The organism is Streptomyces sp. NPDC102406, from assembly GCF_044765725.1.
Lineage (GTDB): Bacteria > Actinomycetota > Actinomycetes > Streptomycetales > Streptomycetaceae > Streptomyces.
The window spans coordinates 118,998-136,790 of record NZ_JBIWKP010000013.1; the positions used below are offsets into that span (position 1 = coordinate 118,998).

General features: G+C 74.6%; 5 protein-coding genes and 1 pseudogene. All 6 read left to right on the top strand.

Annotated elements, in window-relative coordinates; all coding sequences use genetic code 11:
- Window positions 1-220 precede the first annotated feature (220 nt).
- Complete coding sequence (locus ACIRF8_RS33690; RefSeq protein WP_404221270.1) at window positions 221-454, top strand: phosphopantetheine-binding protein; 234 nt, start codon at window positions 221-223, stop codon at window positions 452-454.
- A complete protein-coding gene (locus ACIRF8_RS33695; protein WP_404221272.1) occupies window positions 451-1,701 on the top strand; it encodes a cytochrome P450 in 1,251 nt (416 codons plus the stop codon). The genes ACIRF8_RS33690 and ACIRF8_RS33695 overlap by 4 nt, the downstream gene beginning before the upstream one ends.
- On the top strand, window positions 1,698-2,438 hold the full coding sequence (locus tag ACIRF8_RS33700; RefSeq protein WP_404221274.1) for a thioesterase II family protein: 741 nt from the start codon (window positions 1,698-1,700) through the stop codon (window positions 2,436-2,438). The genes ACIRF8_RS33695 and ACIRF8_RS33700 overlap by 4 nt, the downstream gene beginning before the upstream one ends.
- Before the next feature lie 41 nt (window positions 2,439-2,479).
- Window positions 2,480-5,551 carry a type I polyketide synthase gene (locus ACIRF8_RS33705; RefSeq protein ID WP_404221276.1) on the top strand — a complete coding sequence of 1,024 codons (3,072 nt, stop codon included), beginning with the start codon at window positions 2,480-2,482 and terminating at the stop codon, window positions 5,549-5,551.
- Window positions 5,552-5,612: 61 nt separating this feature from the next.
- Window positions 5,613-11,171: pseudogene (locus tag ACIRF8_RS33710) on the top strand (SDR family NAD(P)-dependent oxidoreductase); the annotation flags it as partial.
- A gap of 9 nt (window positions 11,172-11,180) precedes the next feature.
- Window positions 11,181-17,789, top strand: coding sequence for a type I polyketide synthase (locus ACIRF8_RS33715; RefSeq protein WP_404221278.1), 6,609 nt, complete (start codon window positions 11,181-11,183; stop codon window positions 17,787-17,789).
- Window positions 17,790-17,793: the final 4 nt, after the last annotated feature.

A 17,793-nucleotide genomic window follows, 5' to 3' on the forward strand; every position in this document is an offset into this window, starting at 1 on the left:
CGGCCCGCCACCCGTTCAAGACACCTCGTCCCTGGGGCGTGCGGGACGCGGGAGCGCTTGTCGCCGTCCCGCCGGCGGGACGAGGCTCGGTCCATGCAGCGGGCCGCGGCGGGGCGGGGAGACGTGTCCCGCCGGCGAGACAGCGGACGGGCCGCGCTATCCGGGACCGAAAAGGACACGAGCGGGTGCTCCCGGTCGGTGAAGGAAGGAAAGACTGGCAATGGATGCGCTCGGACACGACATCGCGAAGCTGTGGGCCCAGCACCTCGACCGCGCCGAGGTCGGGGTCGACGACGACTTCTTCACGCTCGGCGGCAACTCGCTGTCCGGCATCAAGATCATCGACCAGGTGGCGCAGGACTACGGCGTACGGCTCTCCGTGCGCGACTTCTACCTGGCCCAGACCCCGGCGCGGGTCGCCGCGCTGATAGAGCAGGGGAGGGCGGCGGCGTGAGGCTGACGCCGGGAGCCCCGCGCGACGTCGACCTCGACGCCCTCGACCTGTTCGATCTCGACCTGTACACCTCGGGCGACCCCCACCCCGTCTGGGACGTCATGCGGGACAAGGCCCCCGTGCACCACCAAGTCCTGCCCGACGGGCGGGAGTTCTGGTCGGTGACCCGGTACGAGGACGTCTGCCGGGTGCTCGGCGACCACCGCGAGTTCACCTCGGAGCGCGGCACCACCCCCACCCACGTCGGCATCGACGACCCGGCCGCGGGCAAGCTCCTCACCTCCACCGACCCGCCCCGGCACACCGAGGTCCGCAGGCCGCTCGGTGCCAAGCTCACCGCCCGCGCCGTGAAGTCCTGGGAGGACTCCATCCGCGGGACGGTCGCCCGCTTCCTCGAACCCGCCCTCGAAGGCGAGGTGTTCGACCTGGCGGAGCGGGCGCTGCTGCTCCCCGCGATGGTCACGGGACCGCTCCTCGGCATCCCGGCCGCGGACTGGGAGGAACTCGTCCAGCTCACCGCGATGGTGACGGCCCCCTCCGATCCGCACTTCCAGGTCGGCACCGAGGCCACCACACTGGCCATCGCCCACCACGAGCTGGTCACTTACGTCACCGAGTGGGTCAAGGGACGCCGCGCCAGCGGCCTCGCGGACGACAGCCTGCTGCACCACCTCATGAGCGTGCGCGCGGGCGACGCGCCGCTGACCGACGAGGAGATCGCCCTCGACGGCTACAGCATCCTGCTCGGCGCCAACGTCACGACACCGCACACCGTCTCGGGAACCGTGCAGGCGCTCATCGAGCGGCCCGAGCAGTTCGACAAGGCGCAGGCCGACCCGACGCTGATCCCCAACCTCGTCGAGGAGGGGCTGCGCTGGACCTCCGCCGCCTGCAACTTCATGCGGTACGCCGTCGACGACATCGAACTCGCCGGGGGCACCATCCCGGCCCGGGCCGCCGTCGTCGCCTGGATCGGCTCGGCCAACCGGGACCCCGAACTCTTCGCCGACCCGCACGCCTTCGACCTCACCCGGCCCAACGCCAAGCGCCACGTCGCCTTCGGCTTCGGACCGCACTTCTGCATCGGCGCGCCCCTGGCCCGGCTCACCCTGCGGGTCTTCTTCGAGGAACTGTTCCAGCGCTGCGCGTCGCTGGAACTCGCCGGCGATCCCGAGCACCTGCGCTCGTACTTCATCGCCGGTCTGACCCGCTTCCCCGTCGTCGCGCAGAAACGGCAGACGCCATGACAACCGGCTCCTCCACGATCACCACCTCGCCGTGGTTCGTCCGGCCGCCGTCCACCGACCACGGCGCGCGGCTGTTCTGTTTCCCCTTCTCCGGATCCGGGGCGTCGGCGTTCAGCGCCTGGCCGGCCGCGCTCGACGACGTCGAGATCTGCCCGGTGCAGTTCCCCGGCCGCGAGAACCGGCTCGGCCACCCGCACTACGGCACGTACGAGAACCTCGCCGAGTCCCTGGTCGAACCGCTCACGCCGCTGCTCGACCGGCCGTTCGCGTTCTTCGGGCACTGCTCGGGCGTGGTCCCCGCCTACGAGACCGCCCTGCGGCTCGCCGAGGCGGGACTGCCCACGCCGCGGTGCCTGTTCGTGTCCGGCCAGCCCGCCCCGCACGACGCGTCCCGCGACCGCATGCTCACCATGACCGAGCCCGAACTGCGCGCCGAGGTGCGGTCGTTCATCCGTGGCCGGGGCATCGAACCGCGCGAGGACATGCTCGACCTCGGCGTCATGGTGCTGCTGCGGGACACCGCGGCGGCCCTCGCCTACCGGCGCGCGAAGCCGGTGGCGCTGGACTGCCCCGTCGTCGTCCTGCACTGGCGCGACGACACCGACGTGAGTCTCGACGACCTCCAGGGCTGGCGCCGCTACGCGGACTCCGTCGAGTTCCGCGTGGTCGAGGGCGGCCACTACGACTTCATGGACGCACCCGGCGAACTGCGCGACCTGCTGACCCGCTGGCCGTGACCGCCGGACGGCGGGGCCCGGCAGAATCGGAAGGACACAACATGAGTGGCGCAGCCACCGATATCGCCGTCGTCGGACTGTCGTGCCGGTTCCCCGGTGTGCAGGGCCCGGACGAGTTCTGGCGTCTGCTGGCCGACGGGGCGTCGACGGTCGGCCGGTTCCCCGCGAGCCGCGCGGCGGACGCCCGGGTGGACCTCACCGGCCACCCGGACGCCGCCACCCTGACCACCGGCTCCTTCCTCGACTCCGTCGACGGTTTCGACGCGGAGTTCTTCGGCGTGTCCGCCGCGGAGGCGGCCGCCATGGACCCCGTGCAGCGCCTCGGCCTCGAACTCGCCTGGGAGGCCGTCGAGGACGCGGGCATCGCGGCTCCCGCGCTCGCCGGCCGGGAGATCGACGTCGTCGTCGGCGCCGCGCCCTCCGGCTACGACCAGGTGCGCAAGCGGACCGGCAGCGACCAGGACGACCACTACGCCGCCCTCGGCTCCAGCGGCGCGCTGATCGCGAACCGCATCTCGCACCTCTTCGACGTGCGCGGCATGAGCCTGTGCGCCGACTCCGGTCAGTCCTCCTCCCTGGTGTCCCTCGCGCTGACCTGCGACCGCATCCGGTCCGGCGCCGTCGACCTGGCGCTCGCGGGCGGCGTGCACCTGATCACGGACCCCGCGTCCGGCACCGCTCTGGCCAACCTGGGCGCCCTCTCGCCCGACGGACACTGCTTCCCCTTCGACGAACGGGCGGGCGGCTTCGTGCGCGGCGAGGGGGGCGCGTTCGTCCTGCTCAAGCGGCTCGACCTCGCCGTCGCCGACGGCGACCACATCTACGCCGTGGTGCGCGGCTGGGGCGTCCGCAGCGGCGGCTCCTCGTCCCGGATGCCCGACCCGAGCCCCACCGGCCAGGCGTCGGCCGTGCTGTCCGCCCTGCGCGCCGCGGACATCACCTTCGACTCCGTCGACTACGTCGAGGCGCACGGCACCGGCACCCGGCTCGGCGACCCGGCCGAGCTGGCGGGGCTCCGCGAGGTGCGGGCCGAGCACGGCCGCGAACGCCCCCTGGTGGTCGGCTCGGTGAAGGCGAACGTCGGCCACCTGGAGCCCGCCGCGGGACTGGCCGGCTTCGTCAAGACCGTGCTCTGCCTGGACCGCGGCCTGCTGGTCCCCAACCCGAACTTCCGCGCCCCGAACCCCGCCGTGCCCGACTTCGCGGCGGACTTCGAGGTCCTGACGGCCCCGCGGCCCTGGACCGGCGAGCCGGGACGGCCGCGCCGGGCCGGTGTGTCGTCGATCGGCATGGGCGGCACCAACGCCCACCTCATCCTCGAACAGGCCCCCGAGCCCCCGGCCCCGGCGCCCGCGCAGGCCCCCGCCGTCGTCCCGTGGGTGCTGTCGGCCCGTACGGACGCGGCCCTGCGCGACCAGGCCGCCCGCCTGCGCGACGTCCTGACCGCCCACCCCGCGCAGCCGACGGCCGCCGTCGGACACGCGCTGGCCACCGCACGGACCACGTTCGCGCACCGCGCGGCCGTCGTCGCCGGGGACCGTGCGGAGGCGCTCGCCGGTCTCGACCTGCTGGCACAGGGCGACACGTCGGCCCGCGCGCTGCGCGGCACGGCCCCCGCCGCGAGGGGACCCGTCGTCTTCGTCTTCCCCGGCCAGGGCGGCCAATGGCTGGGCATGGGGCGGCAGTTGTACGCGGAGTCGCCGGTCTTCGCCGAGTCGGTCGACGCCTGCGCGAAGGCCCTGGAGCCGTGGCTGGACTGGAGCCTCCTCGACCTGGTGACGGGCGCCGGATCGGGCCCCACGCTCGACGACGGCGACGCCGTGGTGCAGCCCGCGCTCTTCGCGATGATGGTGTCCCTGGCCCGGTTGTGGCGCTCCCTCGGCGTGGTCCCCGACGTGGTCATGGGCCACTCGCAGGGCGAGATCGCCGCGGCCTGCGCGGCCGGCGCCCTGAGCCTGGAGGACGCCGCCCGCGTCATCGCGCTGCGCAGCCGCGCCCTGTCCGCGCTGGCCGGCCACGGCGCGATGAGCGCCGTGGCCGCGCCCGTGAGCTGGGTGGAGGAGCGCCTCACCCGGTGGCCGGGACGGCTGTCCGTGGCGGTGGTCAACGGACCGGAGTCCGTGGTGATCGCGGGCGACCCCGCAGCCGTGGACGAGTTCACCGCGCTCGCGGGCGACGACGGCGTACGGGCGCGCCGGATCAAGGTCAGGTACGCGTCCCACTCCCCGCACGTCGAACGCATCCGCGACGAGGTCCTGGCGGCCGCCACCGGGATCACACCGCGCGAGACCGCGGTCGAGTTCCACTCCACGGTCACCGCGGGACCGCTCGACACGCGCCGCCTCGACGCCTCGTACTGGTACGACAACCTGCGCCTGCCGGTCCGCTTCGGCGAGACCGTCGACCAGCTCATGCGGGCGCGCGGCGGCGTGTACGTGGAGGTCAGCCCGCACCCCATCCTCCAGGTCGCGATGGCGGAGGCCGCCGACGCGCTGCCCCACCCGCCGCCCCTGGTCCCCACCCTCAGCAGGCACGACGGCAGCCTCGCCAAGGTGGTGGAGTCGCTCGCCGCGCTGCACGTGTGCGGCGCGCCGGTCAACTGGAAGGCGACGTTCGCGGGGGCCGGGGCGCCCAGGGTGCCCCTGCCGACCTATCCGTTCCAGCGGCGGCGGCACTGGCTGACCGCGACCGACACCGCCGACGCAGCGGGCGCGCGGGCCGAGGCGGAACAGCCCGGCTCACGCGCGGCGGAACTCGCCTCGCCCGCCGCGGTCCTCGCCCTGGTCTGCGACGAGACGGCGGCCCTGCTGCGCACCAAGGGCGCCGCCCTGACCGGGGCGGACCTGCGGGCCCGGTCGACCGAGACCTTCAAGGCCCTCGGCTTCGACTCCACGCTGGCGGTCGAGCTGCGCAACCGGCTCAACGCGGCGGCCGGCGTGCGCCTCGCGGCCACCGTCGCCTTCAGCCGCCCCACCGCCCACGAACTCGCCCTCCACCTGCACGCGCTCCTCGCACCGCAGCCGTCCGACGAGCCGGAGCCCGCGGCGGGGAGCGACCTGGAGGACCGCAGCGACGACGACCTCTACGCACTGATCGACCGCGGATACGTCTAGGCCGTGCCCGCGCCCACACCTTTTGACATGCAACGTGTTCCGTTGAGGGAGGCCCCTGGTGGAGGAAGTCGACAAGCTCCGGTCCTATCTGCGACGCGCGGTCGGTGACGCGCAGGAGCTGCGCGACCGGGTGCGCGAGCTGGAGGAGTCCGCGCGCGAGCCCATCGCCGTCGTCGGCGCGGGATGCCGCTTCCCGGGCGGTGTGACCTCCCCCGAAGCGCTCTGGGACCTCGTCTCCGGTGGCGTGGACGCGATGGGCACCTTCCCGTCGGACCGCGGCTGGGACCTGGAGGGGCTCTACGACCCGGATCCCGAGGCGCACGGGAAGACGTACACCCGCTCCGGTGGATTCCTCGAAGGACTGGCCGACTTCGACGCGTCGTTCTTCGGTATCAGCCCCCGCGAGGCGCTGGCCATGGACCCGCAGCAGCGGCTGATGCTGGAGACGTCGTGGGAGGCGCTCGAGCGCGCGGGCATCGACCCGGAGTCCCTGCGCTCCACGCAGACCGGGGTCTTCACCGGCCTGTACGACGTCGACTACGGCCCGCGGGTCGGCGGCGGCGCCGCCGGTGAGGTGGAGGGCTTCCGGCTCACCGGCACCTACCTCAGCGCCGCCTCGGGCAGGGTCGCGTACACCCTGGGACTGCACGGCCCGGCCGTGTCGACGGACACCGCGTGCTCGGCCTCGCTCGTCGCCGTCCACCAGGCCGTGCGGTCGCTGCGCTCCGGCGAGTGCTCGATGGCGCTGGCCGGTGGTGTCTCGGTGATGCCGACCCCCGGCATGTTCGTGGAACTCGCCCGCCAGCGGGGCCTGTCGGAGGACGGCCGCTGCAAGGCGTTCGCCGACGCGGCGGACGGCACCGGCTTCTCCGAGGGCGCGGGCGTCCTCGTCCTGGAACGACTCTCGGACGCCCGGCGCAACGGCCACCAGGTGTGGGCGGTGATCCGGGGCAGCGCCATCAACCAGGACGGCGCGTCCAACGGCCTGAGCGCGCCGAACGGGCAGGCGCAGCAGCGCGTCATCCGCGCCGCCCTGGCCGACGCGGGCCTGAGCGTCGGCGACATCGACGCGGTGGAGGCGCACGGCACCGGCACCCGCCTCGGCGACCCCATCGAGGCCGAGGCCCTGCTCGCCACCTACGGCCAGGAGCGGGAGGGCCGTGACCCGCTGTGGCTCGGCTCCCTGAAGTCCAACCTCGGCCACACGCAGGCGGCGGCGGGGGTCGGCGGCATCATCAAGATGATCATGGCGATGCGCCACGGCGTCCTGCCCAGGACACTGCACGTGGACCGTCCCTCGTCCCACGTCGACTGGGAGGCAGGGGCCGTCGAGCTGCTGACCGAGGCCCGCGACTGGACCACCCCCGAGGACCGGCCGCGCCGCGCGGGCGTCTCCGGGTTCGGCATCAGCGGCACCAACGCCCACGTGATCCTCGAACAGGCCCCGGCGCCGGGGACCACCGAGGAGAACCGGCAGCCCTTCACCGGTTCCTCGGTGCCCTGGGTGCTGTCGGCCCGCTCCGAGCAGGCACTGCGCCACCAGGCGGAGCGCCTGCGCGACGCTCTGACCGCCGACCCGGACGTGCCGGCCGAGGCCGTGGGCCACGCCCTGGTGACGACCCGCTCGCGCTTCGACCACCGCCAGGTCGTCATCGGCGCGGGACGAGCCGACCTGCTCGCCGCGCTGACCGCCGTCGCCGCGGGCGAGGAGCCCGGCACCGCCGCCGCGGTGTCCGGCGTCGCCCGGCCGGTCGGCAGGACGGTGTTCGTCTTCCCCGGCCAGGGCGGCCAGTGGCTCGCGATGGGCCGGGAACTGTACGAGACGTCACCGGTCTTCGCCGACCACCTGCGCGCCTGCGCCGAGGCGTTGGAGCCGTGGATCTCCTGGTCGCTCATCGACACCGTGTGCGGCGGCCGTGACGCGGCCGACCTCGCGGACATCGACGTCGTCCAGCCCGCGCTGTTCGCGGTGATGGTGTCCCTGGCCCAGGTGTGGCGCTCGCTCGGTGTCACACCGGACGTGGTGATCGGCCACTCCCAGGGCGAGATCGCCGCCGCCCACATCGCGGGCGCCCTCACCCTCCAGGACGCCGCCAAGATCGTGGCCCTGCGCTCCCGGCTCCTCGCCACCGTCACCGGGCAGGGCGCCATGGCCGGGATCCTGCTGCCGGAGCAGCGGGTGCGGGAACTGCTGGCGGGCAAGGAGGCGCGCATCGGGATCGCCGCGGTCAACGGGCCGAACGCGACGACGGTCTCGGGCGAGAGCGAGGCGGTCGCGGAACTGATCGCGGCCTGCGAGGCCGAGGGCGCCCGCGCCCGCGCCATCAAGTCCAGCGTGCCGGGCCACTCGCCGCTCATGGACCGCTTCGACGGCCGTCTCCAGGAGGAGTTGGGCCGCATCACCCCGCGGCCCACACCGGTGACGATCTACTCGACCGTGACCGGCGACATCATCGACCCCGCCGCGCTCGACACCGGCTACTGGTACCGCAACCTGCGGGAACCGGTCCAGTTCGGCACCGCCATGGGCCGCCTGGTCGAGCGGGAGCGCGACAGCGTCGCCATCGAGGTCAGCCCGCACCCGCTGCTCGTCATGAACATCCAGGAGATGTTCGACGAGACCCCCGGGGCCACCGGGTTCGCGGTGGGCACCCTGCGCCGCGACGAGGGCGGCCTCGCCCGCCTCCACCGGTCGGCGGCCGAGGCCTTCGTGGCGGGCCTGGACGTGGCGTGGCGGGAGGTGTTCGCACCGCGCGGCACCCGGCCGGCCGAGCCGGTCGCCCTGCCGACCTACCCGTTCCAGCGCCGGCGCTACTGGCTCGACACTCCTGAGGAGACCACCACCGCCCGTACCTCGGACCACCCGCTCCTCGACGCCGTGATCGACCTGCCCGGCGACGGCCCGGACGGGTCGGGCGGTGTCGTCGGCAGCGGACGCCTCTCCCTCGAACGCCACCCGTGGCTCGGCGAACACGTCGTCCACGGCGCGGTCCTCCTGCCCGCGGGCGTCCTCGTGGAACTGGCCGCCTGGGCCGCACACCGCACCGGATGCGACACCGTCGGCGAACTCACCCTGGAGACGCCCCTGGTGCTCTCCCGCACCGCCGAGCGCGAACTGCGGATCACCGTCGACGCCGACCGCACCATCACCGTGCACTCGCGCCCCGAGGGCGAGAGCGCGTGGACACGCAACGCTGTCGGCACCGCCCAGAAGGCCACCGCTCCCGCCACCGCCGACAGCCTCACCGCATGGCCGCCCGCGGGCGCGGACCCCGTGCCCTTCGAGGACGAGTACACCCGGCTCGCCGCCCTCGGCTTCACCCACGGCCCGCTGCTGCGCGGCCCGAAGCAGGTGTGGCGGCACGGCGAGGCCCTGTACGCGGAGGTGGAGCTGCCGGAGACGCACGCGGCGGACCAGAGCCGGTTCCGTCTCCACCCGGCGCTGCTGCACGCCGCCCTCCTGCCGCTGGGGCTCGGCGACTTCGTCGAGTCCGCACGCCCCGGGGGCTGGCTGCCGCAGCGCTGCACCGGACTGCGCATCGGCCCCCGGCGGGCGACCGCGCTGCGCGTACGCCTCGCCCCCGCGGGCGAGCACGCCCTGTCGGTGACGCTCGCGGACCAGAACGGAACACCGGTCGGCGCCATCGAGGAGCTGACCCTCGCCCCGGCCGACGTGGCACGGCTGACCGAGCTGAGCTTCGACCGGCAGGACGCGCTGTTCCGCGTGGACTGGGCCACCGTGCCGACGCCGGGCGACGGGCCCGAGGGCCGGTACGCGGTCCTGGGCATCCCCGCGGCGGTCCCGCAGGGCGCGGACGTCTACCCGGACATCGATCAACTCGCGGCGACCGAAGGCGAGTTGCCGCCGGTCGTCCTCGCCTTCGTCGGCAGCGCGACGGCGGATGACGGCCCGCTCGGCGGCGATGTCCCCGGCGCTGTCGAGCGCACGCTCCACGACGTACTGCGGTGGACCGGGCGCTGGCTGACCGACGAGCGGTTCGCCGGCTCGCGCCTGGCCCTCGTCACCGAGCACGCCTTCGCCGACGCCGCCACCGGCCGCCGCCCCGACCCCGTCGCGGCCGCGGTCTGGGGCTTCGTACGGTCCGCGCAGACCGAGAACCCGGGCCGTTTCACCCTCGTCGACACCGACGGGCAGGAAGCCTCGCGGGCCCTCGTCCCGACGGCAGCCGCCACCGGGGAGGCACAGGTCAGGATCGGCTCCGGCGCCCTGAGCGCGCCGCGCCTCGCCCACGCCGCCGCACGGCCCGCGGACGAGGTGCCCGCGCTCGGGACCGGCTCCGTACTGATCACCGGCGGCACCAGCGGCCTCGGCGCGATGCTCGCCCGGCACCTCGTCGCACAGCACGGCGTCCGCAGCCTCGTACTCAGCAGCAGGCGCGGCCCCGCCGCCCCCGCGGCGGCGGCGCTGCGCGAGGAGCTGACGGCGGCCGGCGCCGACGTCGCGATCGTGGCCTGCGACATGACCGACCGCGACGCCGTGGCCGAACTGCTGGCCGCCGTGCCCCGCGAGGCCCCGCTGACGGCGGTGGTCCACTGCGCGGGCCTGCTCGACGACGGCGTGGTCGAAGCCCTCACCGAGGAGCGGGTGGACACGGTGCTCGCCCCGAAGGTGCGCGGCGCCTGGCACCTGCACGAGCTGACGAAGGACCTCGGTCTCACCGCGTTCGTCCTGTTCTCCTCGATCGCCAGCGTGCTCGGCACCGCGGGCCAGGCCAACTACGCGGCGGCCAACGCGTTCCTCAACGGACTCGCCGAGACCCGCCGCGCCGAAGGACTGCCCGCCACCTCGATGTGCTGGGGCTTCTGGGCCGAGCGCAGCGAGATGAGCGCCGCCCTCGGCGACGCCGACGTGGTCCGCATGCAGCGCCAGGGCGTGCAGCCGCTCGCCTCGGCGGAAGGGCTCGCGCTCTTCGACGCGGCCATGACGACGGGCGACCCGGTCGTCGTGCCGGTGCGCCTCACCCTCACGGCGCTCGGTGAGATGGCCTCACCGCTGCTGGCCACCCTGGCCGCCGCGTCCGCCGCGCCCGGTGACCCGGCCGAGCCGGAGCCCACCGGCGCCGCGCTCGCCGAGCAGTTGGCGTCGCTGTCGCCCGAGGAGGCCGGGGCGGTGCTCCTGGAGACCGTACGCACCCACACCGCGCTCGTTCTCGGCCATGCCGACGCCGCGCGCGTCAGTGCCACCGAACCGTTCAAGAAGCTCGGTGTCGACTCGCTCACCGCCCTCGAACTGCGCAACAAGCTGACCGCGGCGACCGGCCTGAAGCTGCCTGCCACGCTCGTCTTCGACCACCCGAACCCGGCCGCCGTCGCCGAGCTGCTGGCCTCGCGCATCACCCGGCGCCCCGAAGCCGACACCGGCGCGGGGGACCCGGCGGAGCACCTGGTCAAGGAGATCGAGCAACTGGGCGCCCGGCTGGAGGACGCGTTCGCCAGGCTCGCCCAGGACGAGCGGGCCACCATTTCCACGCTGCTCGGCGAGTTGCAGGGCCGCGTCCGTTCGATGGCGGGCGACCGAGCGCCCACCACCGTCGTCGACCAGATCAGTGCGGCCTCCGCGGGGGACCTTCTCGCGCTGCTCGACAAAGAGCTCGGCTAGGGGAGAGCCATGACACACGACAACAATGCCGAGGTCCTCGACTACCTGAAGCGGACGTCGATCGAGCTGCTGGAGACGCGCAAGCGCCTCCAGGAGCTGACCGACGCCGCCGCCGAGCCGATCGCGATCGTCGGCGTCGCCTGCCGCTACCCGGGCGGGGTCAGCTCCCCCGAGCACCTGTGGGAGGTGGTGCGGGACGGCGCGGACGTCGTCTCCGACTTCCCCGACGACCGGGGCTGGGACCTGGAGGACCTGCACGCCCCGAAGGGCCCCGGGCCCGGCAGCTCCGCCGCCCGCGCGGGCGGGTTCCTGTACGACGCGGGCGACTTCGACGCCGAGTTCTTCGGGCTCAGCCCGCGCGAGGCGCTCTCCGCCGACCCGCAGCACCGGCTGCTCCTGGAGACGTCGTGGGAGGCCCTTGAGCGCGCGGGCATCGACCCGCAGAGCCTCCAGGGCAGCGACACCGGCGTCTTCGCGGGCATCGCCTACTTCGGGTACGGGAACTTCTTCGCCACTCCCGAGGCCATCACGGGCTACGCGCAGACGGGTTCGCTGCTGAGCGTGGCGTCCGGGCGGGTGGCGTACGCGCTGGGCCTCCAGGGCCCGGCCGTGTCGACGGACACGGCGTGCTCCTCCTCGCTGGTGACGGTCCATCAGGCGGTGCGGTCGCTGCGGCAGGGCGAATGCGGTCTCGCGCTGGCCGGCGGCGTCACCGTCATGGGGACGCCGCAGGTGTTCCGCGAGATGACCACCTTGCGCGGCCTGTCGGAGGACGGCCGGTGCAGGGCGTTCGCCGACGCGGCGGACGGCACCGGCTTCTCCGAGGGCGTGGGCGTCCTCGTCCTGGAGCGGCTGTCGGACGCCCGGCGCAATGGCCACCAGGTGTGGGCGGTGATCCGGGGCAGCGCCATCAACCAGGACGGCGCGTCCAACGGACTGACCGCACCGAGCGGCCCCGCCCAGCAGCGCGTCATCCGCGCCGCGCTCGCCGACGCCCATCTCCAGGCGGGCGACGTGGACGCGGTGGAGGCACACGGCACCGGCACCAAGCTCGGCGACCCCATCGAGGCGGGCGCCCTGCTGGCCACCTACGGCCAGGAGCGGGAGGGCCGTGACCCGCTGTGGCTCGGCTCCCTGAAGTCGAACCTGGGGCACGCGCAGGCCGCGGCGGGGGTCGGCGGCATCATCAAGATGGTCATGGCGATGCGCCACGGCGTCCTGCCCAGGACGCTGCACGTGGACCGCCCGTCCTCGCACGTCGACTGGGAGGCCGGGGCCGTCGAGCTGCTGACCGAGGCCCGCGACTGGACCACCCCCGAGGACCGGCCGCGCCGCGCGGGCGTCTCCGCCTTCGGGGTCAGCGGCACCAACGCCCACGTGATCCTGGAGGAGCCGCCCGCGGAGGAGGACCAGACCTCCGGGCAGGAGGAGCTTCCGTACCGCGGCGGTGACGCGGTGCCGTGGGTGCTGTCGGCGCGCTCGCGCCGGGCCCTTGAGGCGCAGGCCCGAAAGCTGCGCGACTTCGCCGCCGCCGACACCGGCCAGGACCTCACCGACCTGGGCTGGTCGCTGCTGTCGAGCCGGACCCCGTTCGAGCACCGCGCCGTCGTCGTCGGCCGGGACCGCGACGAGCTGCTGACCGCGCTGACCGCCCTGAGCGAGGGCGAGGAGTCCCCCGCGGTCGTGCACGGCACCGCCGGCGAACCCGGCTCCACCGTCTTCATGTTCCCGGGCCAGGGCACGCAGTGGACGGACGTGGCACGGGAGTTGTACGACACGTACCCGGTGTTCGCGCGGAGCCTCGACGAGACCTGCGCACGGTTCGACGCCCATCTGCCGTTCGCCCTCAAACCGCTGCTCCTCGCCGGGGAGGGCGACACCGACCGGATCGACGAGGCCACCCGGCGCGAGCGCACCGACATGGCGCAGGCGGCGCTGTTCGCCCTCCAGGTCGGCCTCTACCGGCTGATCACCCAGTACGTCCCGCGCCCCGACCGCCTCATCGGCCACTCGGTCGGCGAGATCGCCGCGGCCCACGTCACCGGCGTCCTCGACCTGGACACCGCGGTCCGGCTGGTCGCCGCGCGCGGCCGCACGATGCAGGCGGTCACCGAGCGCGGCGCCATGCTGGCCGTGCGCGCCTCGCAGGACCGGGTGGAGGCGGTGCTCGGCGCGTACGACCGGGTCGGTGTCGCCGCCGTCAACGGCCCCGAGTCGGTGGTGGTGTCGGGCCTGCGCGAGCAGGTCCACGCGATCCGCGACCGGTTCACCGCCGACGGCGTGCAGGCGAAACTCCTCCCGGTCGACCACGCCTTCCACTCGCCGCTCATGGACCCGGTCCTGGACGCGTTCACCGACGCGCTCGGCGAACTGCCCACGGACGGCGCGATGACGATCCCGATCGTCTCGACCCGCCTCGGCCGCGAGGCCACCGCGCGGGAGCTGACCTCCGCCCGGTACTGGGTGGACCACGTGCGCGAGCCCGTGCGCTTCCACGAGGCCGTGGAGTGTGCCCGTGCCGCAGGGGCGGGTGTCTTCGTCGAGGTCGGTCCGGGCGCGACGCTCGCGAGCATCACCAAGGAGTCGTTCGCCGGGCAGGGCGTGCACGACGCGGTCATCGTGTCGGCGTCGCGCAAGGGCCGCCCCGGCCCGCAGGCCCTGCTCGCCGCCCTCGCCGGGCTGCACGTCCACGGCGCGGGCGTCGACTGGGCCGCCCTGTTCGGCACCCGCCGCCGGGTCGACCTGCCGACCTACGCCTTCCAGCACCAGCGCTACTGGCTGGACTTCCTGGCCGACATGCGGACGGCCGACGTCGCCTCCGCCGGGCTGACCGCCCCCGGGCACCCGCTGCTCGGCGCCGTCGTGGACCTCCCCGGCACCGACGAGACGGTCTTCACCGCCTCCTGGTCGCTCGCCACCCACGGCTGGCTCGCCGACCACGCCGCCTTCGGCGCCGTCGTCGTCCCGGCCACCGCCCACCTGGACCTCGCGCTGTCGGCCGCAGCCCACGTCGGATGCGGCGCGGTGGAACAACTGACCCTGGAAGTGCCGCTGATCCTGCCGGACTCCGGCGACGTACGGATCCGCGTCGTCGTCGGCGCGGCGGACGACGACGGACGCCGCACCCTGGACGTGTACTCGCGCCCCGCCGACGAGGAGCAGCGGGCGGACGGCTGGACCCGGCACGCGATGGGCACGGTGCTGCCCGCCGCGGCACCGGCACCCGAACACGCCGACGCCGCGCGCGCCCTGGCCTCCTGGCCGCCCGCCGGCGCCCGAGCGGTCGACATCGGCTCCCTCTACGACACGTTCGCCGACGCGGGCTTCGACTACGGCCCCGGCTTCCGCGGCCTGCGCGAGGTGTGGCGCCGGGGCGACGAGCTGTTCGCCCTGGCCACCCTGCCGGACACCGCCGACGGCGTCGCCGCCGAGGAGTTCGCGCTGCACCCCGCCCTCCTCGACACCGTCCTGCACGCCTCGATCGCCGGTGGTCTCGTGGAGGTGAGCGGCGAGCGGAGCGTGATGCCGTTCTCCTGGTCCGGCGTGCGGACGGACGGGCCCGGCGCCCCGACCGTACGGGTCCGCCTCACCTCGGCGGGCGAGGAGACGGTCGCGCTGACCGTCGCCGACGAGCACGGCCGCCCCGTCGCCGAAATCGGCGCGCTGGCCTTCCGCCCGGCCAGTGCGCAGCAGGTGCGCTCCGCACGCGGCAGCGGACGACAGCCGCTGTACGAGGTGCGGTGGCGTCCCCTGAAGGAGACGGCGCCCCAGGCCGGGCGCGTGCCGTGGGCCGTCATCGGCACCCCGCACGGCCAGGCCGGCCAGGTGTGCGCGGCGCAGGGCGGCGACACCACCGCGCACACCTCCCTCGACGCCCTCCTCGCCGGACAGCAGCCGCCCGCGCACATCGCCCTGTGCCTGGACGACATCGTCACCGAGAGCGCGGCGTCCTCCCCGCTCGCCGCCACCCGCGATGCCGACAAGCACGTCCTGGACCTGCTCCAGCAGTTCCTCGCCGACGACCGCCTGGCCGGGTCCACCCTGGCGGTGGTCACCCGCCTGGCCGTCGGCGCGGGCGCGGGGGAGCGCGTCGAGTCGTTGCCCGGCGCCTCCGTGTGGGGTCTGGTCCGCTCGGCGCAGAGCGAGCACCCCGCCAGGTTCCGGCTCGTGGACCTCGACGACGCCGACGCCTCCTGGGCGCGGATCGCCGACGCGCTCGGCAGCGACGAGCCCCAACTCGCCCTGCGCGAGGGCGCGTTGCTCGTGCCGCGGCTCGCCGCCGCCACGCCCGACGAGCACCGGCTCCCGGAGCCGCCCGCAGGCCCGCACCGCCTCGGCATCACGGACCGGGGCACCGTCGAGAACCTGACCTGGGTGCCGTGCCCCGAGGTCGACGCGCCCCTGGAGAGCGGCCAGGTCCGCATCGCCGTCCAGGCCGCCGGGCTCAACTTCCGGGACATCACCATCGCCCTCGGCCTCGTCGGCAGGACCGCCATCGACGCCGGGCTCGGCAGCGAGGGCGCCGGGATCGTCCTCGACGTCGCCGACGACGTCACCGACCTCGCCCCCGGCGACCGCGTCACCGGCATCTTCACCGGCGCCTTCGGCCGCACCGCCGTCGCCGACCACCGCATGCTCGTGCCCGTGCCCGACGGCTGGAGCTTCGCCGAGGCGGCCTCCGTGCCGTGCACGTTCCTCACCGCCTACCACGGGCTGCTGCGCGTGGCCCGGCTCGAGAAGGGGCAGCGGGTCCTCATCCACGCGGCGGCGGGCGGCGTCGGCATGGCCGCCGTGCAACTGGCCCGCCACGTCGGCGCCGAGATCTACGCCACCGCCAGCGAGGCCAAGTGGCCCGCGCTGCGCGCCCTGGGCATCGACGACGACCACCTGGCGTCCTCCCGCGACCTGGAGTTCGCGGACAAGTTCCTGCGCGCCACCGACGGCCGGGGCGTGGACGTCGTCCTCAACTCCCTCGCGCACGAGTTCGTCGACGCCTCGCTGACCCTGCTTCCCCGTGGCGGGCACTTCGCCGAGATGGGCAAGACGGACATCCGCGAGCCGGAGACGGTGGCCGCCGACCACCCCGGCGTCCGCTACGAGGCGTTCGACCTCTGGGAAGCGGGCCCCGACGCCCTCCAGGAGATGTTCCGCGCCGTCATGGAGCTGTTCGCGGACGGCCGGATACAGCGGGGCCCGATCTCCCTGACCGGCATCCGCGACGCCCGCCGCACCTTCCGCGAGATGAGCCAGGGACGCCACATCGGCAAGCTGGTCCTGGAGGTGGGCGGCGGCTTCGGCGGCGGCACCGTGCTCGTCACGGGCGGCACCGGGGGAGTGGGCTCCCTCGTCGCCCGCCACCTCGTGACCGGGCACGGCGTACGCAGCCTGGTGCTGGCCAGCCGCAGCGGACCGGCCGCCGACGGCGTGGCCGAGCTCGTCGCCGAACTGGAGGCGGCGGGCGCCCGGGTACGGGCCGTGGCCTGCGACGTGGCGGACCGCGACGCCGTGGCCGCGCTCCTCGCCGACCTGCCGGGCAGCCACCCGCTGACCGCCGTCGTGCACGCCGCGGGCGCCCTCGCCGACGGCACCGTGGAGTCGCTGACCGCGAAGAGCGTCGACCACGTCCTCGACGCCAAGGCGGGCGGCGCCCACCACCTGCACGAACTGACCCGCGAACGGCCCCTGTCGGCGTTCGTCGAGTTCTCCGCCTTCGCCGGACAGATCGGCAACGCGGGACAGGCCAACTACGCCGCCGCCAACACCTTCCTCGACGGCCTCGCCGCCCGGCGCAGGTCCGAGGGCCTGCCCGCCACCTCCCTGTGCTGGGGCTGGTGGGAGGAGAGCAGCGGCATGACCGGCGAACTGCACCGCGCCGACCTGTCCCGGCTGCGCCGCGCGGGCATCGCCGCGATGCCGACCGACGAGGCACTGGCCCTGTTCGACGCCGCGTGCGCCGAGAGCAGGCCCGTCCTCGTACCCGCCCGCATCGACCTCGCCGCGCTGCGCGGCAGGCCCGCCGACGACGTGCCGCCGCTCCTTCGCGACCTCGTCGAGGCGGCCCGCCCCCGCCGCGCCGCGACCGCCGCCACCGCCTCCGCCGGCCCGGCGGGGCTCGTGGACCGGCTGGCCACCCTGCCCGCGCCGCAGGCGCGCGAGGCGCTCCTGGACCGGATCCGCGAGCAGGCCGCCGTCGTCCTCGGACACAGCTCGGGCGCGGGCGTCGACGCCGACCAGGCCTTCACCCAGCTCGGCTTCGACTCGCTGACCGCGGTCGAACTCTGCAACCTGCTGGCGGCCGAGACCGGACTGCGCCTGCCGTCCACCCTCGTCTTCAGCTACCCGACCCCGCGCGAACTGGGCGAGCACCTCTACGGCCTGCTGCGCCCCGAGAGCGACGAGGAAGACGCCGCACCCGTGACGGACGAGACCGAGGAGGCGCGCGTCCGCGAGGTGCTGCGCACCGTACCGATCGAGGACCTGCGCGCCGCGGGCCTGCTCGAACCGGTCCTCGCCCTGGCCGGGACGGCCGGGGACCCCGAACCCGGCGAACCGGCCGACGCGCTGTCGGACCTCGACCTGGATTCACTGATCGACCTGGCCCTGGACGAGAAGAGGTGAACGG

Excerpts from the sequence above, each read along its gene's own strand:
- ACIRF8_RS33700 (WP_404221274.1), top strand. The coding sequence starts at position 1,698 with ATGACAACCGGCTCCTCCACGATCACCACCTCGCCGTGGTTCGTCCGG.
- ACIRF8_RS33690 (WP_404221270.1), top strand. The coding sequence starts at position 221 with ATGGATGCGCTCGGACACGACATCGCGAAGCTGTGGGCCCAGCACCTC.
- ACIRF8_RS33705 (WP_404221276.1), top strand. The coding sequence starts at position 2,480 with ATGAGTGGCGCAGCCACCGATATCGCCGTCGTCGGACTGTCGTGCCGG.
- ACIRF8_RS33715 (WP_404221278.1), top strand. The coding sequence starts at position 11,181 with ATGACACACGACAACAATGCCGAGGTCCTCGACTACCTGAAGCGGACG.